The following is a 23,487-nucleotide window of genomic DNA, read 5'->3' as shown; positions in this document are numbered from 1 at the left end:
GTTAATCCACCAGATACGCGAGGCGTTTTTCAAGGAATGGGATGGAGTCCTCGGTTAGCAGGATCAGCATGTTGCATCGGATATCCCGGTTTTCCAGAGCATAGCTGATCTCAATACACAGCAGCTGTTCTTCCCGCTTGCTGTGATGATCCAACAGTTCGTTAACCGGGCGGTGCTGGCCGAGAACGGTCGGATGACCCAGGCCCAGCTTCAGGTCGAGCTGATCGCCAATACCGTTGATGAACGCGCCAAACAATATGCTCGACATATCCATGAGCACTTCCACGTTCACGGATTCGCCTTCCAGCACGTCATAGTGCAGCAGTTCGGCCATTTCCCGGAAACTGGCGTCTTCAAACAGCAGGAGGGCCTCGCCTGCGATACCGGCGCCGGTAAAGCCCTGGCAAACGGCTGAATAGTTTTCTGCTCGTTGCGCAGCCGATATCGCCATGTGCAGCTCAGAGTTGGCGATAAATGCGACTTTGGGGATAGGTTGTTTGACAAACACCTTTAGCAGCCGGGCCAGCAGATCTGAGGACCGGCCCATGGCCACGTTGGAGATCTCCTGCAGGTAGTCGCTCAGGCTTACTGAGATTTCCGGGGCTGCTGCCTCTCGACTGTGCAGGCTGGCGTCGTTCAGGGCAGTGTCTTCAAGCTCGGAAGGGCGATAGAAGCCGTACTCTTTGAGTAGTCGGGAGACAACGCCGGTGTCGGTTGGCTTCTTGATGAAGTCGATGGCGCCCAGTTTTCGTACGCGCTCCCGGGCTTCGGGTTGGATATCACCAGAGACTACGATGGTCAGAACCGGAAGATCTTCGGAACGAATGTGTTCCAGCACCTGGTAGCCGTCGAGTTCCGGCATGTTCAGGTCCAGAAACAGCAGTTCGGCTTTCTGATCGCGCAGGATGGTCAGAGCCTCTTTGCCATCGCCAGCAAACAGGATGTCGTCTGCCAGGCCGGGTGGCAGAGCTTTGGCCATTTGTTTGCGTGCCAGGGCAGAGTCGTCGCAGATCAGTATTCTGGTGGTCATGGGGTGCCGTTTGGGGCCTTCAATGAAAGGGCGTAAGTATACCAATATGAAGCCTTGTGTATATGCGGGCTACATTACAAGTTCGCGAAGCGACATATTGGTGTTTCAGCTAGTTTAATCCTGTGACGAACATCAAGCTTGAACAACAAATGACGGTCAGGTAATGAATGAATGTGATGTACCTCACTCAATATACGAGCCTCGGTCGGATATAGTCGTGTTGCGGTCAAAAAGAAACAGTTTGTTACAAAGAATAACGGGCCGCATGCCAGCACCGAAATAATAAAACCAGCGGGCAGGCATGGAGTCGGGTGTCGAAACTGACTCACTAAAACAATCAGAGACACAATCTATGACAAAGCAAGCGTACGGATGCGCTGCCCTTGCCATGCTCTGCCTGGGTATTTCGCCCGTTTCCCAGGCAGAACTGGAGCCCATTTCAGATAATGCGATGGGCGAGGTAACCGGGCAGGCCTTTATGCAGATTGAAAATATTCCCGGCCAGAACCATGAGTTCACGCGTATGACGCTGACCATGGATGTGGAGACCCGCGTGAATATTGACGATATTCAGGCCGGCCAGATCAATGGCGGCACGGATTTCTCTGCCACCCACCTGGCCCTTGGTCACATCGCCCGTAACGATGGCGAGGTTTTCAACGGCAAAACCTACAACGCCGGCGAGGAAATTCCTTTCGAAGCACGCATGCCCTACATCGAACTGGCGGAAGATGCCGCCGGTCTTGCCGGGTTCCGCATGGGGTTTCAGCAAGCTCGGGGTTCGGTGTCGTCTAACACCACCAGTTTCAGCGGTAATATTTCCGGGCTTAAGGTTCGGGAAGATGTGTCGGGCACCATATACGATACCGCGTTGTTTGCCGGGGAAGGAGAGACGGCCACTAATTATCGGGCGTCCCATATTGGTATTGCGCCCAATGGCAGTGAAACGATGACCTGTATTTCGGGTGTAAACTGCGCACCACTGACCAACCTGCGGTCCGTTATCGTAGGCGAGGAAGGCTCCGCCGAAGGCGAGGTTGCCTTTACCGATGGGTTTTTTATCGGTTTACAGCGCGATGATAATGTCGCTTGGCAGACACTGGATGGTGCCAACACCATCAGTGTAGGGAAAGGTGTATTTATTAACCTGCCAACGAATATGACGGTAGATTTGAGTCAATTGACGGGTGGAGGTGTCGACCGCCTGCGCACCCATCAGTCGGATATGGGTACCAAACTGTTCTAATTGTGGATGGCTAGCGAAGCATAGAAGGATCGAAAGGCAAGGATGCCGACACTACTGCTGCTAAATGGTTTCAAGTTCTTTTTCTACGCCAATGACCATCCGCCCGCCCATGTTCATGTGCTCCGAGGTGAACGATGGGCTAAGATTGAGTTGTCGACTTTCGCGGTAAAGTACAGCACCCTCAAGAATCAGGAATTGAGGGAGTGCCTGAAGATCGTTGAACGTCATCAATCTGATTTTCTGGAGAGGTGGAATGCCTGGTTTCAAGGGTAAATCCGTTCATATTGACGACCGTCACTTGCACGTGGAGTTGGAAGACGGCCGCGTAATCTCCACGCCTGTGCATTGGTACCCTGAGTTGGAGGCAGCCTCTATTGCGGAGGTGCGTCAGTATCATTTTATCTGCGATGGTACGGGCATTGAGTGGGAGGCGTTGGATTATCACCTGAGCATCGAGGCGATGTTGACGGGTAATGCTCGGCAAAGTGCCGCGTAAGTTTGTTAAACTCCTGCGTCTGACTTTACTTCGGTTGCAGGAGTCTTCCTTTGATCCGCTCTTTCTACTGGCACGATTACGAAACCTTTGGCGTAGACCCGGTTCATGACCGGCCCTCCCAGTTTGCGGGTGTGCGCACCGATGCGGATCTGAATATCATCGAAGACCCGCTGGTGATCTATTGCAAGCCAGCCGACGATTACCTGCCATCTCCTGAAGCCTGCCTGATTACCGGTATTACTCCTCAGAAAGCGCTGGAGGACGGGTTTCCGGAAGCGGAGTTTATTGCCCAGATTAACGAGGCTTTCAGTCAGCCTGGAACCTGCGCAGTAGGCTACAACAGCCTGCGTTTTGATGATGAAGTCACCCGCCATACGCTTTACCGTAATCTCCGGGATCCCTATGCACGGGAATGGCAGAACGGCAATTCCCGCTGGGACGTTATTGATATGGTGCGGCTGACTTATGCTCTGCGGCCCGAGGGTATAAATTGGCCCCGGAAAGAAGATGGCAGCCCGAGTTTCAGGCTGGAAGAGCTGACGGTGGCCAATGGCATTGCTCATGAGGCTGCCCACGATGCCATGTCGGATGTGCTGGCCACCATTGCCGTGGCAAAGCTGATCAAGGAAAAACAGCCCAAGCTGTTTGATTTCGTTCTGAACAACAAAGACAAACATTCCGCGCGGCAAATGCTGGATACCGCCGCTATGAAGCCGGTGTTTCATATTTCCGCCAAGTACCCGGCAGCAAGGGGTTGTTGTGCGCTGGTGGCGCCGTTGGCAGAGAGCCTGAGCAACAAGAACCAGGTGATCGTTTACGATCTTAGGGAAGACCCGGAGGCGCTGATTAACGCCTCGGTAGAAGAGATCCGTGAGCGGGTATTTACGTCTCAGGCGGAACTGGGGGAGGGCGTTAGCCGCTTTCCACTGAAAGGCGTGCAACTGAACAAATGCCCGGTGCTGGCGCCGGCGAATATGCTCTCCACGCTGTCACAGGAGCGCTTGGCCGAGCTGGAGTTAGATGGTGATGTGCTTCGGGCGAACCTGGCCAAGCTGCGCAAAGCACCGGACCTGCCCGCCCGTGTTGCCCAGGCATTCGAACAGGATTTTCAGGGCAGCGACCTGACCGATCCCGACGAGCAACTGTACGCGGGCGGATTTATCAGTAAAACCGACCGGGAGAAACTCAACTGGTTGCTGACCCAACCCGTGGATACCCTGGCCGAGCAGGAAGTGAGGTTTGAAGACGCGCGCCTGCCGGAGATGCTGTTCCGTTACCGTGCCCGAAACTATCCGGATGCCCTGATTGGCGAGGAAATGGAGCGCTGGGAGCAGTTTCGTACCGAACGATTGATGCAGCCGAAAAAGGGATGGCGCTCACTGGAGGCCTATGGTCAGGAGCTACAGCGATTGGCGGCTGATACGGAGCTGACGCCCAAGAAGCAGCAGATACTGGAGGACTTACATCTCTATGGCGAATCCCTGATTCCTTATATGTAAGTGGGGTCAGGCCTCAAGACATTTGGCGTTTGCAAATGTTCGGGGGGCTGACCCCTTTTATTTCTCGAATAGGACAGAAATATCGTCGGCGGTAATGGCCGAGCTGAAGGTATCAGCTTTGCCGTACAGACCGTCTGCAAGCTGGCTCTTCCTTGCCTGTAGTGCCTGAATTCGCTCTTCTACCGTGCCTTCGGTAATCAGACGGTACACGAAGACAGGTTTGTCCTGGCCGATGCGCCATGCGCGGTCTGTGGCTTGTTGTTCGGCTGCGGGGTTCCACCACGGGTCATAGTGAATAACGCAGTCCGCGGCGGTCAGGTTCAGGCCGGTACCACCGGCTTTCAGGCTGATGAGGAAGACCGGGCTCTCGCCATTCTGAAACCGTTTAACCGGTGTGGCGCGGTCTCTGGTTTGGCCGGTGAGTTTTTCATAGCCTATGCCTGCCGCCTTCAAAGAGGTTTCGATCAGCGCCAGCATGCTGGTGAACTGAGAGAAGATGATGACCTTGCGTCCCTCATCCAGCAGTTGTTCCAACATTGCCATTAAAGCGTCGAGTTTGGCCGAACCGGCTGTTTCTTCCGGGTTAAGCAGAGCGGGATGGCAGCAGATTTGCCTGAGTTTCAGGAGCGCATCCAGTATTTCTATCTGGCTTCTTGCTGCGCCCTTTTCGGCAAGCAATTTGCGAATGCGCTTATCCATGGTGGCGCGGATGGTCTCATACAGATCTTTCTGCTGGCGATTCAGCTCAACGTGACGCACGATCTCGGTTTTTTCCGGCAACTCCGGGGTTACCTGATCTTTCGTGCGCCTCAGCATAAATGGTCGCACCCGGCGGCTCAGCTCCGCATAACGGCTCTGATTGCCCTGTTCTTCAATAGGTTTTCGGTAGTGTTCGCGGAAGATTTTCTGGTCTGCCAGGTAGCCCGGCAGAATAAGATCAAACAGGGCCCATAGCTCCCCGAGGTGGTTTTCCATTGGTGTGCCGGTAAGTGCGATGCGGTTTTCGGCTGGTAGGCGGCGAGCCGCTTTGGACGTCACGGTTGCCGGGTTTTTCAGGTGTTGGGCCTCGTCGAAAAAAGCCAGGCTGTATGACTGGTTCTGGTGCTGTTCCAGATCCCGGTGCAGGAGTGGGTAGCTGGTGATCACAAGATCGGCCTCCGCTACCATGTCGAAGAATGGTTTACGACGTTGGCCATGGATCACCAGGCGTTTCAGCCTCGGGGTAAATTTCTCGGCTTCTGCCTCCCAGTTGGCAATAAGCGTGGTCGGGCATACCACCAGAGCTGGCGCGGAAAGCCGACCTGCGGCTTTTTCGGCCTGAATGCAGGCTAGGGTTTGCAGGGTCTTGCCCAGGCCCATATCGTCGGCAAGAACGCCACCGAGCCCGAATTCTCGCAGGAACATCAGCCAATTCAGGCCATCTTGCTGGTAGTGGCGCAGCTCTGCCCGAACCTCTGAGGGAATTGGAACATGGTTTAGTGCCTGAAAGGACGTGAGTTTTTCACTGAGGTTGCGCAATTCTGCGTTGCATTGCCAATCTGCCGCCAGATCACCCATTACCTGGGCCGCATCCAGTTTTGGCAGCCTTAGTTTGCCGCCACGTTCTTTCCCTAACAGGCTCAACAGGGTTCGGGCCAATGGTCGGATGCGGTCTGAAACAACCCGGATGAGGGCGTCGCCGTTATGGAGCCAGAGGGTTTCAGGCAAGGCATCGTCACTGTCATTGTTGAGGTCGAGATAAACCAGGGCCTGTTGTAGTAGCGGAATCAGGTCAATCTGTGTGCCGTTGTAGTCAATACCCACTTCAACATCAAACCAGCCCGGCGATTCTTCATCCGGCTTCAGGCTGCCGTGCAGCTGGTCTATTTCAATAACAGGTACATCAAAACTCTCGTCCATTTCAATTTGCCAGCCGCCTGCATCCAGGCGCGGTAAATCGAAGGCAATGAAATCCAGCCACTGGTTACGGGTTGGCAAGGTGAAATCGAGAAAGCTGCCATACGGTAGCGCGTTAACCATGTCTGCTTCGAGATGATCGGTCATTGTTCCCGCCATTTTAAAATCGGGCAAATCACGATGTAGCCATTCGATTTCCGCATCCTCATCCCGAATGACCAGCAACGGGCCATTGTTGCCATCAACCAGAACCCGGGGTTCCTGTTCCGAGAACGCTACCCGGTGGCCTTCATAGCTGAACATTAACCTCGCCATTAGTAGTGGCAGTGCCCCGGGGGCGGGATGCTGAAGGCTGTACAGCTGCAGTATCGGCTGGGGTGCTGCCTGCACCATGGAGGGCACATGGAAAGATTCCGGCAGAACGGCGCCGGCTTTTTCCAGTATGGGCGCAAGATCTGGCAACGCCTGCTGAAGCTGGCTTTCTGCCAAGGGAGGGCACTGTTGCAGAAGCGCGGTTGTGCGGGCATCCAGCGAGTTCTCCACCCGCCCGATCAGGAGCTCTTTCTCGTCCAGATAGTAGGCGGGCGAGGTGTTCAACAGCCGAATGTGTGACGGGAGCGCCTTGCTGACCAGTTGCCAGTGTTGTTTATCTGGCAACTGCATCCACTCAAAGCCGGATTCTAGAGTCTCTCCGAGTTGAAGCGGCGGGTTTCGAGTGGATTCCAGAAAGAAGCGGCTGGTTTTCAGCGCCGATTCAATAAAATAGGCGCCCGTCGTGCCCTCCAGAACCGGTGCAACACGAAATGCTGTGGGCAGTGCGTTTAACCATGTGAGCGGTGCTATATCGCTCTCTCGCAGGTATTTCGGGCGATCGTATTCAAGGTTGGTACGGCTCCACACGGTGGTTTTGGAGCCACTGGAATATTCTCCCGATTTACGACGCCGAACCTTGTTCACTGACAGGGTCTGCTGGCTGCGGTGTGGCTCTATGTGGAGCAGGTACGCCAGACACTCAGGGTTGGAAGCGTTGTCAATCGAGCTGAAAACTGAGGCCGCCTGTTCCAGCCATGTTTCCGCTGTCGGGTATTTGTATCGTGTATCGGCTTCCGGTTCGTATTTTTCAGCACTCAGGCCTGCTTCGTAATTGGCCTGAAGTATAACGGCCGCCGCATGCTTACACCGGAACCCCACCGGGCAACTGCAGAAGGTGTTTATTTTTCCGGGCAGGTAGCGGTCGAACCGAACCTCGGTGATATAGAGCTGGCGCTGGCTGCCAGAAACCTCCGCTCGCAGCACCTGTATGCTCATGCCTTCGGTTTCACGAACCAGGTTTTGTACCCGGCCCTGGCTGAAATAGCGCTTGCCTCGTTGCAGGCTGTTGGCGTCAAAGTTGAGGTTCAGGTTTGCTTGCGAGACTTGCATGGCTGAGAGCGGGCACCGGTAGATTCAAAAAAGGGAAAGCTACCGGAAACCAGCACCATGCTCAAACGAATTTGGGCCAGGCCCTCCGGACATTTTGCCTGGGCAAATGTCCGGAGGGCCTGGCCCCCATTGTTTAGCGCCGACGCTGGAAATACACGCTCAGGTTCTGCCCCATCAGGCTTTGAACTTCACTACCCAGGGCTTCCGCCTGGATCTGGCGCTGTACCGGGCCGGTGGCCAGGCTGTGGCCATCTTCATCCCGGGCTTTAATCAGCTTCCACTCCACTTCATTGCTCACCAGGGCCAGCAGTTCTTTGAGCTGGTTGGCGTCCTGCGGCCGGAACCATCGATCGCGGCAGCCGCCCAGGCTGTAGAAGTCCTCGTCCTTCAGCAGCTCTGTCCAGAGGGTATCTTGCCGGTTGGCCAAAACCATCCTGCGAAGTTGACGTAAGGCGGTACGAGTGGGCTGCAGATTATGCTCCGCGACCAGGCGGCGAATCTGTTTGTCACCCTGGGTTTGCTCGGCCAGCGCCGTGTGCATGTGCACAATGGCACCGGTGTTCGAGGCAGTATTGATGAGTGCGGCCAGAGAAAGCTCGGTCATGGCCGGTGAGGGCACACGGCCCACTTCCACCCAATGGACCTTGTGACCATCGGCCACAAAACGCTGTGCGATGGACCAGGGCCAGAACACGATGTTGTCCATGTTCAGGCTCTGGGCCATTCGGGTGCCTTTGGCGATATTGGCCAGGGATTCATCAATTGCAATCACTTCGACATCGTTCAGGTATTGCGCCAGCTCCATGGCTCGCTGGCCAGACTGAGCGCCGCACACCATAATCCGCAACGTGGCGGGGAGGTTGTCGGTGTTCAGGCCAAGTTCCTGCGCCATCACGGCTTTCAGGCTGGTCTCCGTCCGATAGGCCAGCTGGCTCCAGGCCGGCCATGCCTGGGGCACATCCGTTTTCTCCAGGCAGAGTTCCTCGGCTTTTTCGTCAAAATTCTGCTTGATGGCCTCTTCTTCCGCCCGGTTGTAGTAACTTGCTGCCATCATGGGTTGCATGGCCAGGGGCCAGTCCACCAGGTTCCATTGGCCAAGTTGTACTGCAAAGTTCTGGTGGAAAAGTGCGCCATACATGGCACTGCTCATCAGCGAGCCAATTAGGGCCTCTTGAGGTTCGCCCACGGCAAATTGCGCCATGATGCTTTCATTGATGGTGGCCGCCAGGCGTTCCTCATCGTCTTCCGCGGCCAGCGCGAAGCCGGTGCGGTCGGCGTATTCCGCGATGGCCAGGCAAAGCGGCTGGAGCTCATCTCTCAGGCTGGCCGTTTGAGCGACCTCTGCCATGATGGCGCGACGCAGCAGCACCACCAGTTCTTCCACGGCAGCATTAGGCATCAGAGTTTTCTGGAGCGCCAGAATAAGCAATTCATCTTCGGCGGCGGCATCCAGGAATATCTCGGCGTTCGGGTTATCCAGGTCGTATTGCTGCTGGATGATTGCGCCGACAAAGCGGCCGATTTCCTGGTGTGGCAGGCCTTCCTTGCGCAGCAGGGCGATGGCGTCCAGCGCAAGATCACTGTCGGCTTTGTGAACCTGAAGGTGCTGGGCACAGGAGAGCATGCCGGAATAGACAGAGTCCCATTCCGAACCGCTCTGCAGCAACTTGCGGTAGTGCAGGTAGGCAACATCGAACTGGCCTTGCAGCCGTTTGGCATGAGCAACCCCGCAGAAAGCGGCGGCAGATTGCCGGTCGCATTCCAGTGCCTGCAGGAAATACTCCTCCGCCAGGGCGGGGCGCTCGCTCTTCAGTGCCCAGTAGCCCAAGTTGCAATATTGCTGGGCCTGCGCCGGTTGCCGATTGAGACTGGCGTTGAACAGGGCGTGGGCCTTTTCAAGCTGGCCATCGTCCATCTCGACCCGGCCCAGCAGGCCAAGGGCCGCTGCGTGATCGGCCTCCAGCGCCAGCGCCTGATTCAGGTATTCCCGGCATTCATTGCGCGCTTTCAGCCGCTGAATGTAGGAGAGCCCGTTGCTATTGGACTCGCCGTACGCCAGGTTTGCCTGGAGCACCAGGCGCGCGACCTGAGCCTGAACCGAGCGGGAAAGATGCGCGTTATGATGTTGTACTTGCATGGAACACCTCGTTACCAGCCAATATCCGATGCGGCAAAGGTCTGCAGTTTTTTGACGGTTTGCCGGGGTTTGAGAGAGTTATAGCGAAAGGTGTGCCAGTTTCAGTTTTGTCCATAGTCGTCTCTGTTTACAGCGACGAGTTGAAGGTTTTGGTTATACTCGGGCCTCTATGCCAGGAAAAGAGACGCCGGGAACTTATGACGGGAAGCAATAGCATGACGAGAACAATTCTCGTAACAGGTGGGGCCGGGTTTATTGGCTCTGCCGTTGCACGGTTCATTATTGAGCGTACTGACGATAACGTTGTGGTGCTGGACAAGCTCACCTATTGCGGCAATCTGGACAATCTGGCCGGGCTCCAGGGCCATCCTCGTTTTGTGTTTGAAAAGGGCGATATCTGTGACCGTGAGCTGGTGGATCGTCTGTTGGAACGGTACCGGCCTTCTGCTGTGCTGCACCTGGCTGCCGAGAGCCATGTAGACAGATCTATTGAGGGGCCTGCGGTTTTCATTGAGACCAACATCCTTGGAACCTATACCCTGCTCGAGGCTGCCCGCGCATACTGGGGCCGGCTTGAGGACGGTGAGCGCCAGATGTTTCGGTTCCACCATGTCAGCACCGATGAGGTGTTTGGTGATCTGGCGGATTCACGGACAGGACAAACCGCCTTCACCGAGCAAACGCCTTACTCCCCGAGTAGCCCCTACAGTGCAAGCAAAGCCAGCTCGGATCACCTGGTCCGGGCCTGGAGCCGAACCTATGGCTTGCCGATTCTTATTACCAATTGCTCCAACAATTATGGGCCGTTTCAGTTTCCAGAAAAAATCATACCGCTGATGATTACCAGCGCGCTGGCAGGTAAACCTTTGCCGGTATACGGTGACGGGCGTCAGATCCGGGACTGGCTCTACGTTGAGGATCATGCTGAGGCTCTCTATCGAGTGCTCACGAAAGCCAGTGCGAATGAGGCCTACAACATTGGCGGTAATGCCGAGATGAGGAATATTGATCTGGTTCGTGCTTTGTGTGATGTACTGGAGGATGTTGTTCCCGAGAAACCGCAAGGAGTTCGGCGTTTTGAAGACCTGATCACCTTCGTTGAGGACAGGCCCGGGCACGACTTGCACTATGCTATCGATGCTTCCAGGATTCGCCGTGACCTGGCGTGGGAACCAAAAGAAACCCTCACCTCCGGGCTTCGGAAAACAGTGTATTGGTATCTGGATAACCAGAACTGGTGCGAGCGAATTGCGGACGGCAGTTATCGGTCGGGGAGCGTTTGATGCGCATTCTTCTGTTTGGTGGTGAGGGCCAGGTTGGCTGGGAGTTGAGGCGTGCGTTGTCGGTTCTCGGGCAGCTGGTGGTACCCGCCAGAAAGCCGGGAGCGGGTGGTGATTTAAGTGACCTGGAGGGCCTGAGGCAAATCATTCGGCGCCATTGTCCGGATGTGGTGGTGAATGCCGCCGCCCACACCGATGTGGCGGCAGCGGAGCACGAACGGGAGCGTGCCTTTGCCATCAATGCTCTGGCGCCTGAAGCCATGGCGCAGGAGGCGGTGCGCTGTGGTGCCTTGATGGTTCACTATTCAACCGATTACGTTTACGACGGCCAGTCTGATGACGCCTATTCCGAAACGGACGTTGCAAAGCCCTTGAATGTCTATGGTGAGAGCAAGTTCGACGGTGACCGTCGAGTTATGGCGTCAGGTTGCGACTACCTTATTTTCCGGACCAGTTGGGTCTACTCCGTCCGTGGCAAGAATTTCCTGACAACGATGCTGAAGCTCTTGCGTGAGAGAGATCGGCTAACGGTGGTTCACGATCAGCGGGGGGCGCCGACCTCGGCAGAGCTGCTGGCGGACGTGACTGCTCATGCTGTTGCCCGCACCTACCCAGATCGTGCGTTAGGCGGGCTTTATCACCTGACCGCGAGTGGGGCAACGTCTTGGTACGGCTATAGCTGTCTCATTGCAGACCGGTTAAGGGAGCGATCGGCCGGGCAGATAATTGACGATGAGGCCATTGTCCCGGTAACGGCTGCGGTTTATGGCTCCGAGGTTTTGCGACCGAAGAATTCCTGCCTGAATACGTCCCGGCTTGAAAAGGCTTTTGATCTGGTGCTTCCGGATTGGACCACGGGCGTGACTCGGGTTGTCGACGAATGGCTCTATTTCGAGAAACGGAGGCAGTTGTGAAAGGTATCGTGTTGGCTGGTGGTTCCGGAACCCGGCTGTACCCCATTACTCAGGGCGTGTCTAAACAACTGTTGCCGGTTTACGACAAGCCCATGATCTACTACCCGCTGTCGATACTGATGCTGGCGGGTATTCGGGAAATTCTGATTATCACCACACCTGAGGACAGTTCCACATTCCGAAGGCTGCTGGGCGATGGCAGCCAGTTTGGCATCGAAATCGAGTACGCGGTTCAACCCAGGCCAGAGGGTATCGCCCAGGCATTTCTTATTGGTGCGTCGTTTATTGGTGCGGAAAGCGTGTGCCTGGTATTAGGAGACAACATCTATTACGGCCAGGGCTTGAGTCAGAAACTTCAGCGGGCGGCTTCGCTTGACTCCGGAGCTACGATTTTCGGCTATCAGGTGAAAGATCCCGAGCGGTTTGGCGTTGTTGAATTCGACGAGGAGGGGCGAGCGGTTTCCATAGAGGAAAAGCCCGCGGTGCCAAAATCCGACTATGCGGTCACGGGTCTGTATTTTTACGATAACGATGTGGTTTCAATCGCCAGAAGTATTTCGCCTTCGGCGCGTGGAGAGCTTGAGATCACAGCGGTAAACCAGGCGTATCTGGCTTCCGAGAAATTGAACGTGGAGCTCCTTGGTCGTGGTTTTGCCTGGTTAGACACGGGGACGTTTGACTCTCTGTATGAAGCGTCCGGTTTTATTGAAACGCTTGAAAAGCGGCAGGGGCTGAAGATTGCCTGTCTTGAGGAGGTTGCTTTTCGAATGGGTTACATAGACCGTGATCAATTGCTGGCTCAGGCGGATAAGCTTGATAAAAACAGTTATGGCCACTACCTCAGACGACTCGCGCAATAGAAGACAACAAGGCGACCATGGATATCATTGAAACCAAGATACCCGATGTAAAAGTGCTGGTACCCCGGGTGTTCGGGGACAGCCGAGGGTTCTTCAAGGAAACCTGGAATCAGCGACAGCTGGAAAAGCTGGGACTGAACCTGTCCTTCGTACAGGACAATTTCAGTCGCTCCTGCCAGAACACGCTGCGGGGCCTGCACTATCAGTGCGAACGACCACAAGGCAAGCTTGTCTGGGTGAGCCAGGGAGAGGTGCTGGATGTGGCTGTGGATATTCGTCCGGATTCCACGACGTTCGGGCAATGGGTGTCCGAAGTGCTGTCCGATACCAATCACCGGATGATGTGGATCCCTCCTGGGTTTGCGCACGGTTTTCTGGTCAGGAGCGAGCAGGCGGACTTCCAGTACAAATGCACGGACTTCTATGCCCCGGAGTTTGAGCGCTGTATTCGGTGGGATGATGAAAATCTGGATATCGACTGGGAGTGTGTCGAAACCAGTCGGTTGATCATTTCTGACAAAGACGCTGCCGGCCGACCTTTCCGGGAATTATTTCCCTAGTGTTGTAGCAGAAACAAAAAAGCCAGGTTGCCCTGGCTTTTTTGTTGGGACATTTGTTTTGGTGTGTTAGCCCTGCAGCAGCTGAAGTACCTGCTGGGGGCGGGCGTTGGCCTGAGCCAGAACTGAGAGGCCGGCCTGCTGGAGAACCTGGGTTCTGGCAAGGTTCGCAGACTCCGCCGCGAAGTCGGCATCCTGGATCCGGGAACGAGCTGCAGAGAGATTCTCTGACGTGGTGCTCAGGTTGGCGATGGTAGATTCCAGCCGGTTCTGCACCGCACCCAGGTCTGCGCGGATTCCGTTAATGGTTTCCAGTGCAGAGTCGAGCACTCTCATCGCACTGCTGGCGCCCTCGAAAGTACTGATGTCGATGTCGGCGAGTTTTTCCGCCTCAGAGCCATAAGCAGTAGTGGCAGTAAACAAGCCGGTTGGTCCCCCAACATCGGACGAAACGGCAAAGCTTGTTGCGGAATCAAAGGTGACCTCGCCCGCTATTCTTGCGCTGTCGCCCGCTCCGTCGGTTAGAGTTGCCGTATCTCCAGAAGAGCTCGTAAGTGCGACAGTCCCGCCGCCGTTATTAGTGAAGCCTTCAATGACAATGTCTTTACCGCTGTCTTGAATCAGCGTCAACTTTCCGCCGTCGACTTCTGCAGTAATACCTGTTTTGCCGCTGCTTGCGTTTATCTCTCTCGCCAAGGCCTCAATGTTGTTTGTGTCAGATATTTGAGCTGACACGGTGGCTTCATTGCCATCACCGGTAGACAGGGCCATGGTGACTGTACCGCTTGCCGATAGCGGGCCAAATTCCACAGACGTACGGGCTGATGCGGTAACTCCGGTAGTCTCCGCTGTTTTGTTAACTTCGGCAGCGATAGACTCCGCTGTAGCACCTGAAGCAGTAATTGCAACAGTTTGCTCGTCGAGGGAGCTCGATATTGTCAGGTTTTGAGGGTCAAGATTATTCTGTGCAGGAGCTGTCGTGCCGGAGGCAATTGAGCCGGTTCCCGTTCCACTGGCCACTGTGTCGAGAGTGTTGTTGGCCAGTGTGTCAATGCGCGTTCCAGTGATAGAGACGGAAATGGTTTGCCCCTCATTCGCGCCTGCTTGGAACTTCTGGGCCTGGAAGGTGCCATCGAGCAGTTTCAGGCCGTTGAATTCAGTAGTTGTGGCAATGCGTTCCAGCTCTTGTTTCAGCTGGTTGACTTCCGCCTGTAGTGCTTTTCGATCAGATGCTGAATTGGTTGCATTCGCCGCCTGAACCGCAAGTTCTCGCATCCGCTGCACAATATTGCCAGACTCGCCCAATGCGCCTTCGGCTACCTGGGCCAACGATACACCGTCATTGGAGTTCCGTACCGCCTGGTTAAGACCGCGTACTTGAGAGGTAAATCGCTCCGCGATCGCTAGGCCCGCTGCATCATCTTTTGCTGAGTTAATGCGCAAGCCTGAGGATAGACGCTGAAGCGTTGTGTTCGCATCTTGCTGAGAGGCGTTAAGATTGCGTTGAGCGTTCAGCGACGCGATGTTGGTATTGATGATCTGAGGCATGTCGGTTCTCCCTGCTCAGCTTTGCCGGTGTCAGGTTCACTGTGGAGCAAAAAGTAAACCTTTGCCGGCCGGAATTCGTTTATTTGCCGTTTGCAGGAGTCAAAGCGAAAACCGTGCCACACTTATTCTTTGTTTCTTTATTCATTGTTTTTAAAAAAGAAAGTCAGGATGGTGGGGGATGTGGAAGTCTATAATTGACGGAATATCGTCGGAAATAGGGGGAAATGGTTTGCCGGTTCTCGCTTCTGTACTATCCCCTATGGGATAAGGGCTGTGCTACGGCCAAGCGGGCACAAACATTCTGTTTGGCGGAATTAACATCAGTTGTTCTGGTTTTAGAGGGTAAGTGAGGGGGGTAATTTGGAGAAAATTCTGGTCGTTGGGTCTTCAGGGCATGCCCGAGTCGTTATCGATATTGTCCAGCAGGAAGGACGATATGAAATCGTAGGGTTAGTGGATCGATATCGCTGTGTCGATGAGACCGTTTTAGGTTATCCAATTGTTGGCGGAGAGGAGGACTTGCCCGACTTGATGCTGTCAAAAAGCGTCACGGGCATTGTTGTTGCCATCGGGGATAATTTTGTTCGTTCGCAAATGGCTGACTTCATTGGGAGGCACTGCCCTGAACTATGCTTTATTTCCGCCATCCATCCCCGGGCATCTATCGCACCTAGTGTGTCTGTTGGCGAAGGGACGGTAGCGATGGCGGGAGCAGTAGTGAACGCCAATTCGTCAATCGGGCGGTTTTGCATTCTGAACACCAACTCCTCGTTAGACCACGACTCGGTGATGGAGGATTTCTCAAGCCTTGCCCCGGGAGTGACGACTGGCGGTAACTGTAAAATTGGTCACACCTCAGCAATCGGTATTGGAGCAACGTTGTGTCACCAAGTGGCGGTAGGTCAACATACGATTGTAGGGGCAGGTTCGTTGCTTTTGAAATCAGTTGGGTCTTATGTTGTTACGCAAGGTGTGCCAGCAAAAGTGGTTCGTCAGCGTAAAAAGGGGGATAGTTATCTTTGACTCCGATACTTGCAAACTTCGCTAGCACCAAACAGCAAGCGAAAGAAAAGCTTGCTGGGAGCTGCCCCCAGGGGGCCAACAAATACCCGGATGAAGCTCTATGATACCCGTAACCAAGCCTTACCTACCGAGTCGGAAAAAACTGGAACGCCTAATAGATGGGATTTACGAAAGACACTGGTTTGCAAACAATGGGCAGTTGGTTCAGGAGCTTACTCATCGGTTGGAGGAATACCTTGGGGTTGAGAATCTTCTGCTTGTAGCGAATGGAACCCTCGCTCTTCAGGTGGCCTACCGCGTCCTGGGACTTCGAGAACTAGATGAGATCAGCGGTGGTGAGGCAGTTACCGCACCCTTTTCTTTCGTCGCGACCGCAAGCTCTCTAAGGTGGGAAGGAGTAAAGCCTGTCTTCGCCGACATCGATCCTTCGACATGGTGTCTAAGTCCGTCAGCTGTCAATCTCGCTTTGAGTCAAGAGACTCGCGCAATAGTTCCTGTTCATGTATACGGTAATGCCTGCAATGTTGAAGAAATTGACGCTATCGCTAAGAAACGGAACCTATCCGTTATTTATGATGCTTCCCACGCATTTGGGGTGAAACATAATGGCGAAAGCTTACTCAAGCACGGGGATGCGGCAACTCTTAGCTTCCATGCAACAAAGCTATTTCATACTGGAGAGGGTGGTGCCATCGTATTTCGTCGTAAGAAGGATTTAGAGTTGGCTCGAAAAGTCATTAATTTTGGAATAACAGGCCCTGATAAAATAGATGGCCTGGGTATCAATGCCAAGATGAGTGAGCTTCAGGCTGCTTTGGGGTTATGTGTTTTAGATGAAATAGATGATAATCTTAATAAGCGAGAAGCTATTTGGAATAAGTATAAAAAAGAACTGTCAAGCCATGTCCAGCTTCAGGAATTACGTGAATCATTAGAATATAACTATGCCTACTTTCCTGCTTTGTTTGATAGTGAGAAACAGGCTGTTAGGGTTGCCAAAAAGCTAGAGGAAAATGGGATTCAGTCGAGGCGATATTTCTACCCTTCGTTGGATTTAATAGATGTTTTTCGATCAAACAGTTTCTGTCCGACCTCTAATGATATAGCTTCTAGAATACTGTGTCTTCCAATGTTTAATGAGTTGCGATGGTTTGATCAGAGAAAAATAATAGAGTTGGTCAAAGGAGAGTTGAGGGCTTTATCTTTTTCTTGATATTTAAGTTTTGGGCGCTACGGATTTTATAAAATAATAATTGTGAGGTATTTATGTTATCAATTGATTTTTCTGAGTTAAGAAGAGAGGCGTATTCAGAATTTGAATCTGCCAATTACGGCCGTTCAGCTGAGCTTCTCGCACAGCTATCTGAAATCATTGGTGATGACGCAAAATTGCTGAATGATATGGCTGTAGCTCTATTTAAATCTGGCCGAACGAGTGAAGCGTTAAGTCGTTTTCGCCAAGCGTTTGAAGTTCAGGCTCGAACTTCTTTTCTCATATCTGATAATCTTACCGAAGTCCTGAATGAGTTGTTGAGTAGTGATAAAAAAAACATTGACGATTCGAGCCATCTCTCTAATACCTACTGCCCGGTTTGTAAAAGTGCCAACAAAGGATTTAAGCCTATTCCGGAATTTTACTTAAGAAATTTTGAAATATATGGATTTGAGCATTTTGAGAAAGGGGAGATGACGCCCAGAGAAAGCTACTTGTGTTCAGTGTGTGGCGCGTCTGATAGAGAGAGGCTGTATGCGCATTGGATCCTAATGATGCTCGTGCGAGGCGAGATTGATAAAAGAATAAACATTATGCACTTCGCGCCCGAATCTGGGCTTTCTGGTTGGATTAAGAGTTTAGGGTTTGAGAACTATGCAACCTCCGATTATACGATGTCTGGAGTCGATTATCATTCTGATCTAATGGATTTGCCGTTTGACGATAACAGTATTGATTTTTTTATATGCAGTCACGTGCTTGAGCATGTAGAAGATGATAGAGCTGCTCTGCAGGAGCTATTTAGAGTGACCCGTAGAGGTGGTCTTGGAATCTTGATGGTTCCGATAGTGTCAGGGTTGGAGGCTATTGACGAAGATCCATGCGAAAGTGACGTGGCTGAGCGTTGGCGACGTTTTGGACAAGATGATCACGTCAGGCTATACAACCGAGTGGGTTTTTTAGAGAGAATTTGCGAAGCAGGATTTAAAGTTAAGACATTAGACGTTTCTTATTTTGGATTGGCAACCTTTGAGTCGCTAGGGTTAAAGTCTGAAAGCGTCTTGTATATTGTGAATCGATAGAAGTTTATTTTTATGAACGAAGAAAATGGATCAGACATCTTAGTTAGCTTCATTATTACGGCTTTCAAAACAGATTATTTAAAAGAGGCAATTGACTCAATTTTCGACCAGATCGGTATTTCGTCATTTGAGATTGTCGTGGTAGATGATTCGCCGGCTGCCATTGTTGAAGGGTTTGTGAGGTCTTACAATTCAGACTTTATCAAGTATGTGAGGCCTGAACAGCAATTGGGGGGCATAATTGCTTTGGATTATGGTCTTCGGATCTCGAAAGGAAAATATGTAAAGTTCCTCAACGATGATGATGTTTTAAATAGAAATTGCGCGGCCGAATTGATTAATGCGCTGGAGGAGTCAGGCGCGAAACTTGCGAGCTCCAGAAGGACGCTCATAAACGAAAAAGGAGAGCCATTGCCAGACCAGTTGTTCTCTATTTTTCCATTTGATTCGGACGTTGTTATAGATGGTAATAGTTTGCTGCAGACCATCAGAAGGTATCCGATCAATTTTATTGGTGAGCCAAGCACAGTTCTCTTTAGACGGTTAGATTTGCAGGAAAAATTCCCACACATAAGCTCCCTAAATACTCGGTTGATTACATCGGTGAATGATCTTGCGTTGTTTTCAAACCTCCTTGAGGTTGGGGATCTTGTTTTTCTGGAAGAGCCCCTTTCTCAATTCCGAATGCATGGATCTCAAACTCAAAAGCAAGGTAGTGGAACTGTTCTAGGGAACCGAGGAAGGTCCGTTCTTCTTGCTCAACTAGATGCTCGTATTGGGGGGAGTTTATATGACGATTGTAAGGTTGAATACTGGCCACTAAGAGCTGGGCGGCAGCATTCCCGTAGGGTTTCTTTGATAGACTTTTTCCAGAGGGCTGGAGGGCTATCTGAAAAAGCCATTTCCGAGTATTCTTTTATAGGTCCAAGAGATATCGCGCTTAAAGCCGGTGCATCAGAAGGTCTGAATTTGTGGCTTGGTCGGAGGTCAATGTCCAGGAGTCTTTCCTCTGGCGTAAAATCCAAAATTAAAGATCAAAGTTTGTGCCTTATTTTGGTTGATGAAAACCCGGAAACGTATAACTTAAGTATATCGATTGAAGCGTTTCGTGTGGCTCGCTATTACTGTCCTGGGCTTAAATGCGTTGCGGTGACAAGAGATGCGAGTGCCTACAGCCCGGAGATATATCAAGACATTCAGTTTGTCGAGCGTGCTGGAGATGAATTGGCAAACTCGATTAATCATGTTGTTTCTAACATTGAATCAGATTGGGTCGTAATTTCACACGCACCAACCGAGATGTTGTGTCAAGGAGCAATGGTGCTGCTATCAGAGTTGCAGGGAGTCCCTGAGAGCGTTAAAGCAGTCTATTGCGACGAGTTGATTGATCGAAATGGCTCCATTCAGAGTGGATTGTTTCGGCCTGGTTTGAATTTAGATATGTTGATTAGCTGTCCAGCTGATCTGTCCAGGCATTGGGTCTTTGAGCGTAAGTATCTTCAGTCGGTAGGAGGGTTTAAGTCAGGTACGGGAGATGCTCTCGATTTTGATCTGATTCTCAGGACTGTGGAGTCTGAAGGAATGGGGGCTGTAGGGCGGCTTGATGAGCCATTGTTTCTGCTACGACCGGATCAACAGTATTATCGTTTGGAATCATACATCGGTGCGTTGGAACAGCACCTGAGCAGAAGAGGGTACGCTCACCCGAAGATTGTTTCAGGTGGCGAGCCAGGGACTCTTAGGGTCCAATATCAACACGAATATTCACCGCTTGTATCGATTATCATACCTACAAAGGATCAGCTTCATTTACTTCAAACTTGTGTTGAGTCACTTTTGGAGAGAACGAGTTACCCAAATTACGAGCTGTTGATTGTTGATAACGATAGTAAGGCACCAGAGGCCGTTGCTTGGCTTCAGGGGCTTGAAGAAATGGCGGTACCGAATATCAGGGTGCTTCGTTACAGAAAACCGTTTAACTTCTCAGCCATCAATAATTATGCGGTAAGTGAGGCGAAGGGCGAATATGTTCTCTTACTCAATAACGATACTGGAATAATCAGGCATGATTGGCTTGATGCGCTAATGAATCACGCACAGCGGCCAGAAGTCGGAATAGTCGGGCCGAAGCTTCTTTTTCCCGATGGAAGCGTTCAACACGCAGGTGTGATTTTGGGTATGCGGGGCCCTGCAGAACATATCTGCATAGGCATGCCTGCTGATAGCTCCGGTTATATGAACAGGCTTCAGGTTGATCAGAATTATACCGCCGTAACGGCTGCGTGCATGTTGGTAAGGAAGTCTGTCTATCAGCAGGTCGGGGGCTTGGATGAAGACGCTTTTGCTGTTTCTTATAACGATATCGACTTCTGTTTAAAGGTTGCGCAAGCGGGTTTTTTGACGGTCTGGACGCCGTACTCGGTTGTCATGCATGTGGCTAACGCAAGTCAAACCTCGGTAGATAAGACGGCTGATGCGAAGAAGATTGCTCGTTTTAGGCGTGAACAAGACCTAATGTACGAGCGGTGGTTGCCTTACATGGGCTGCGATCCGGCTTTTAATCGCAACCTCTCGCTTCGAGCCGCTGGCTTTGAGGTGGAGCAGCGGGCTGAATTGAACTGGCAGCCGCAAAAGCTATTGAACTTGCCAACTGTTTTGGTGCACCCGGCAGATCAATGGGGGTGTGGTCACTACCGCATTATGCAACCACTTGAAAGCATGAAAACTCAAGCTGTTGCTGGTGGAATGATTGCAAAAGAGTGGTTGACGGTCCCTGAGATGGCCCGTCTTGATCCAGACGCTTTCGTATATCAGCGTCAGATCACACCAGAAGCTGTTGAGAATATGAAATATGCGCGTCGGTTTCTGAAGAAGCCTATTGTGTATGAACTGGATGACTATTTGCCGAATCTGCCGATAAAAAGCGCGTATCGAAAGAACATGCCTAAAGACATATTGAAATCACTTAGAGCATCATTGAAGCATGTCGACCGATTCGTGGTTTCTACCCATCCGCTTGCAGATGCTTTCAAAGGGGCACATCCAGATATTCGTGTAGTGGAAAACCGGTTGCCGCTCGATTGGTGGGCAGATCTGAGTGCCGCTAGACGTCAATCTGAAAAGCCGAGAGTCGGGTGGGCTGGTGGAGTTGGGCACACCGGTGATTTGGAATTGGTAGAGGCTGTGGTTCGCGATCTCGCAGATGAGGTTGACTGGGTGTTTTTTGGAATGTGTCCAGAAGGGCTGCGCCCCTGCGTAAAGGAAGTGCATGAGGGGGTCAATATAGAGTTGTATCCCGAGAAGTTGGCCTCTATGAATCTGGATCTTGCGATTGCGCCTCTTGAGGACAATCTTTTTAATCGCTGCAAAAGTAACCTGCGATTGCTGGAATACGGGGCCTGTGGATTTCCCGTCGTGTGCAGTGACGTCGAGCCCTACAGGGCGCATGAACTTCCGGTTACGAGAGTCAAGAATCGCTACAAGGATTGGGTCGACGCAATTCGCATGCACTTAAGCGATTTGGATGAGACTGCCAGAATTGGTGATGAGCTGCGAGAAGTGGTTTGCCGAGACTGGATGCTGGAGGGAGAGAATCTCCAGGAGTGGTTGGGTGCGTGGACCAAATTTTAAGGCTCTTACATTTTTTTACAAAAGCGGTGAAAATTTTTCTAAAGGGAGCCGGATGAGTGCCGTTAACTGGAGTAACAGGGCGGCGCTCCAAACTTGAACCGGGCGCCTGACCGTTTCAAGAGAAAACGACATCAGTCGAAGGAGAAGCATTATGGCTCTCGGAATTAACACTAACGTTGCATCACTGTCCGCTCAGAATCAGTTGAACCGCTCTCAGGAGCAGTCCAACCAAGCTCTGGAGCGTTTGTCCTCAGGTCTGCGTATCAACTCAGCCAAAGATGATGCGGCTGGTCTGGCAATTTCAAATCGTTTTGAAGCACAGATTCGTGGTCTGAATCAGGCAACTCGAAATGCTAACGACGGTATCTCTCTGGCGCAAACCGCTGAAGGCGCCTTGGGCGAGGCGGGTAACATTCTCCAGCGTGTTCGTGAGCTGGCGGTTCAGTCTGCTAACGCTTCCAACTCCTCTTCTGATCGTCAGGCTTTGCAGGACGAAGTCAATCAGCTGGTATCTGAACTAGATCGTATTGCTACGACGACCAACTTTAACGGTCAAAAGCTGTTTGATGGATCTTTTGGAACTGCGCAGTTTCAGGTTGGGGCCAATGCAAACGAGACAATTAGTGCTTCAACGTCGAATCTGAGAACGACCAGTTACGGCAATAATCAGGTTATTGCTTCTGGTGCCGGCACGCAGGCCTCAGGTGCGACTGCTGACAACGGGATTGCGTCAGGTAACATTGATATTAATGGGTATCTGGGTTCGGAAACAGTAAATATCGCTGCGTCCGGAACGGCCGTGAAAGATATCGCAGAAAGCATTAACGACGTGTCGTCTGAAACCGGAGTGACTGCGACCGCGCGTACGGAAGTCGATGTCGCGTTTACTGCTTCTGGAAGCTACTCGTTTACACTCATAGGCGAAAACACAGACGCTCAATCTGTTTCTTTTACAATTGATGCGACTTCAGGTAAGGACGCGTTGTCAAATGCGGTTGCTGCGATAAATGACCAGTCAGCGAAAACTGGTATCACTGCGGAGGTAGCCGATGATGGTCAAAGTGTTGTTCTTACGAACACCGGTGGATCGGATATCGTGTTTGGTAACACGGCAAACACCAGCGGTGGCGACTTAACCATTAATAAGCAATATAGGGACGAGAATGGTGAGGCTAAGGTAGACACGGCCAACGAGACCTTGGCCACTTCTACCGGTTCCACGGATGTGCTGTCTGTAAGTGGCTACTTGCAGCTTGACTCAGATAGGTCGTTTGCAATCGTAGCCAAAGATGGCGCTAACGCAGTTGCTTCGGCCGGATCTGAACTGCGAAAAATCTCCGAGCTCGATATTACTACATTTGAAAGCTCTACTCAGGCGTTAAAAACAGTAGATGCAGCTCTTAACTTAGTAAACTCCCAGCGTGCGAAGTTTGGTGCGATCCAGAGCCGCTTCGAAAGCACCATCTCCAACCTGGAGTCCACCAGTACCAACCTGAGCGCCGCTCAGAGCCGGATTCTGGACGCGGACTTCGCGGCTGAGACAGCCAAGCTGTCCAAGGCCCAGGTGCTGCAGCAGGCCGGTATCTCCGTCCTGGCTCAGGCGAACGCCCGTCCTCAGCAGGTTCTGTCTCTGCTGCAGTAAGGGCTTGGCGGT

Annotated in this window: 17 protein-coding genes; 13 read left to right on the top strand and 4 right to left on the bottom strand. The window is 52.2% G+C overall.

Annotated elements, in window-relative coordinates:
* Position 1: 1 nt before the first annotated feature.
* On the bottom strand, positions 2-1,030 hold the full coding sequence (locus tag ARC85_RS07425; RefSeq protein ID WP_011786052.1) for a response regulator: 1,029 nt from the start codon (positions 1,028-1,030) through the stop codon (positions 2-4).
* 352 nt (positions 1,031-1,382) lie between these two features.
* Between ARC85_RS07425 and ARC85_RS07420 the strand changes: the two genes are divergently transcribed.
* From ARC85_RS07420 to sbcB, 4 genes are read left to right on the top strand one after another with little or no spacing between them, the layout of a single operon-like run.
* On the top strand, positions 1,383-2,276 hold the full coding sequence (locus ARC85_RS07420) for a DUF6160 family protein (protein WP_286714640.1): 894 nt from the start codon (positions 1,383-1,385) through the stop codon (positions 2,274-2,276).
* A gap of 42 nt (positions 2,277-2,318) precedes the next feature.
* Entirely contained in the window at positions 2,319-2,549 is a 231-nt protein-coding gene (locus tag ARC85_RS19635; RefSeq protein ID WP_011786050.1) for a DUF4160 domain-containing protein, read from the top strand.
* Positions 2,530-2,772: a DUF2442 domain-containing protein gene (locus tag ARC85_RS07410; protein ID WP_011786049.1), complete on the top strand. Its 243-nt coding sequence runs from the start codon at positions 2,530-2,532 to the stop codon at positions 2,770-2,772. Before ARC85_RS19635 ends, ARC85_RS07410 begins: the two co-directional genes overlap by 20 nt.
* A gap of 50 nt (positions 2,773-2,822) precedes the next feature.
* Complete coding sequence (gene sbcB, locus ARC85_RS07405) at positions 2,823-4,271, top strand: exodeoxyribonuclease I (RefSeq protein ID WP_286714639.1); 1,449 nt, start codon at positions 2,823-2,825, stop codon at positions 4,269-4,271.
* A 57-nt stretch (positions 4,272-4,328) separates the two neighbouring features.
* Here the strand turns inward: sbcB and ARC85_RS07400 are convergent, their stop codons facing one another.
* Both ARC85_RS07400 and ARC85_RS07395 read right to left on the bottom strand, forming a co-directional pair.
* The gene (locus tag ARC85_RS07400) at positions 4,329-7,589 is read right to left on the bottom strand and encodes a DEAD/DEAH box helicase (protein ID WP_286714638.1); all 3,261 of its coding nucleotides are present in this window, start codon (positions 7,587-7,589) and stop codon (positions 4,329-4,331) included.
* A 133-nt stretch (positions 7,590-7,722) separates the two neighbouring features.
* Positions 7,723-9,726, bottom strand: coding sequence for a tetratricopeptide repeat protein (locus ARC85_RS07395; protein ID WP_286714637.1), 2,004 nt, complete (start codon positions 9,724-9,726; stop codon positions 7,723-7,725).
* 215 nt (positions 9,727-9,941) lie between these two features.
* Between ARC85_RS07395 and rfbB the strand changes: the two genes are divergently transcribed.
* The 4 genes from rfbB to rfbC are packed head-to-tail and all read left to right on the top strand — an operon-like array spanning position 9,942 to position 13,340.
* The gene (rfbB, locus tag ARC85_RS07390) at positions 9,942-11,009 is read left to right on the top strand and encodes a dTDP-glucose 4,6-dehydratase (protein ID WP_286714636.1); all 1,068 of its coding nucleotides are present in this window, start codon (positions 9,942-9,944) and stop codon (positions 11,007-11,009) included.
* Entirely contained in the window at positions 11,009-11,920 is a 912-nt protein-coding gene (gene rfbD, locus ARC85_RS07385) for a dTDP-4-dehydrorhamnose reductase (protein WP_286714635.1), read from the top strand. Before rfbB ends, rfbD begins: the two co-directional genes overlap by 1 nt.
* On the top strand, positions 11,917-12,780 hold the full coding sequence (gene rfbA, locus ARC85_RS07380; RefSeq protein ID WP_286714634.1) for a glucose-1-phosphate thymidylyltransferase RfbA: 864 nt from the start codon (positions 11,917-11,919) through the stop codon (positions 12,778-12,780). Before rfbD ends, rfbA begins: the two co-directional genes overlap by 4 nt.
* A gap of 17 nt (positions 12,781-12,797) precedes the next feature.
* Positions 12,798-13,340 (top strand): dTDP-4-dehydrorhamnose 3,5-epimerase, encoded by a 543-nt coding sequence (gene rfbC / locus ARC85_RS07375; protein ID WP_206852439.1) that lies wholly within the window; start codon positions 12,798-12,800, stop codon positions 13,338-13,340.
* A gap of 66 nt (positions 13,341-13,406) precedes the next feature.
* Here the strand turns inward: rfbC and ARC85_RS07370 are convergent, their stop codons facing one another.
* Positions 13,407-14,885 carry a flagellin N-terminal helical domain-containing protein gene (locus ARC85_RS07370; RefSeq protein ID WP_286714633.1) on the bottom strand — a complete coding sequence of 493 codons (1,479 nt, stop codon included), beginning with the start codon at positions 14,883-14,885 and terminating at the stop codon, positions 13,407-13,409.
* A gap of 360 nt (positions 14,886-15,245) precedes the next feature.
* Between ARC85_RS07370 and ARC85_RS07365 the strand changes: the two genes are divergently transcribed.
* From ARC85_RS07365 to ARC85_RS07345, 5 genes are all read left to right on the top strand, one after another.
* Positions 15,246-15,908 carry an acetyltransferase gene (locus ARC85_RS07365; RefSeq protein ID WP_286714632.1) on the top strand — a complete coding sequence of 221 codons (663 nt, stop codon included), beginning with the start codon at positions 15,246-15,248 and terminating at the stop codon, positions 15,906-15,908.
* A 100-nt stretch (positions 15,909-16,008) separates the two neighbouring features.
* Positions 16,009-17,121 (top strand): DegT/DnrJ/EryC1/StrS family aminotransferase, encoded by a 1,113-nt coding sequence (locus tag ARC85_RS07360; RefSeq protein WP_286714631.1) that lies wholly within the window; start codon positions 16,009-16,011, stop codon positions 17,119-17,121.
* A gap of 53 nt (positions 17,122-17,174) precedes the next feature.
* The gene (locus ARC85_RS07355; protein WP_286714630.1) at positions 17,175-18,203 is read left to right on the top strand and encodes a methyltransferase domain-containing protein; all 1,029 of its coding nucleotides are present in this window, start codon (positions 17,175-17,177) and stop codon (positions 18,201-18,203) included.
* A gap of 12 nt (positions 18,204-18,215) precedes the next feature.
* Positions 18,216-21,833, top strand: coding sequence for a glycosyltransferase (locus ARC85_RS07350; protein ID WP_286714629.1), 3,618 nt, complete (start codon positions 18,216-18,218; stop codon positions 21,831-21,833).
* Positions 21,834-21,984: 151 nt separating this feature from the next.
* On the top strand, positions 21,985-23,475 hold the full coding sequence (locus ARC85_RS07345; RefSeq protein ID WP_286714628.1) for a flagellin N-terminal helical domain-containing protein: 1,491 nt from the start codon (positions 21,985-21,987) through the stop codon (positions 23,473-23,475).
* Positions 23,476-23,487: the final 12 nt, after the last annotated feature.

This window comes from Marinobacter sp. tcs-11 (genome assembly GCF_002049515.1).
GTDB lineage: Bacteria > Pseudomonadota > Gammaproteobacteria > Pseudomonadales > Oleiphilaceae > Marinobacter > Marinobacter nauticus.
The sequence above is the reverse complement of the archived record's forward strand: the minus strand, read 5'-3'. Positions and strand labels throughout refer to the sequence as shown.

Excerpts from the sequence above, each read along its gene's own strand:
- ARC85_RS07425 (WP_011786052.1), bottom strand. The coding sequence starts at position 1,030 with ATGACCACCAGAATACTGATCTGCGACGACTCTGCCCTGGCACGCAAA.
- ARC85_RS07420 (WP_286714640.1), top strand. The coding sequence starts at position 1,383 with ATGACAAAGCAAGCGTACGGATGCGCTGCCCTTGCCATGCTCTGCCTG.
- ARC85_RS19635 (WP_011786050.1), top strand. The coding sequence starts at position 2,319 with ATGCCGACACTACTGCTGCTAAATGGTTTCAAGTTCTTTTTCTACGCC.
- ARC85_RS07410 (WP_011786049.1), top strand. The coding sequence starts at position 2,530 with ATGCCTGGTTTCAAGGGTAAATCCGTTCATATTGACGACCGTCACTTG.
- ARC85_RS07400 (WP_286714638.1), bottom strand. The coding sequence starts at position 7,589 with ATGCAAGTCTCGCAAGCAAACCTGAACCTCAACTTTGACGCCAACAGC.
- ARC85_RS07395 (WP_286714637.1), bottom strand. The coding sequence starts at position 9,726 with ATGCAAGTACAACATCATAACGCGCATCTTTCCCGCTCGGTTCAGGCT.
- rfbB (WP_286714636.1), top strand. The coding sequence starts at position 9,942 with ATGACGAGAACAATTCTCGTAACAGGTGGGGCCGGGTTTATTGGCTCT.
- rfbD (WP_286714635.1), top strand. The coding sequence starts at position 11,009 with ATGCGCATTCTTCTGTTTGGTGGTGAGGGCCAGGTTGGCTGGGAGTTG.
- rfbC (WP_206852439.1), top strand. The coding sequence starts at position 12,798 with ATGGATATCATTGAAACCAAGATACCCGATGTAAAAGTGCTGGTACCC.
- ARC85_RS07370 (WP_286714633.1), bottom strand. The coding sequence starts at position 14,885 with ATGCCTCAGATCATCAATACCAACATCGCGTCGCTGAACGCTCAACGC.
- ARC85_RS07360 (WP_286714631.1), top strand. The coding sequence starts at position 16,009 with ATGATACCCGTAACCAAGCCTTACCTACCGAGTCGGAAAAAACTGGAA.
- ARC85_RS07355 (WP_286714630.1), top strand. The coding sequence starts at position 17,175 with ATGTTATCAATTGATTTTTCTGAGTTAAGAAGAGAGGCGTATTCAGAA.
- ARC85_RS07350 (WP_286714629.1), top strand. The coding sequence starts at position 18,216 with ATGAACGAAGAAAATGGATCAGACATCTTAGTTAGCTTCATTATTACG.
- ARC85_RS07345 (WP_286714628.1), top strand. The coding sequence starts at position 21,985 with ATGGCTCTCGGAATTAACACTAACGTTGCATCACTGTCCGCTCAGAAT.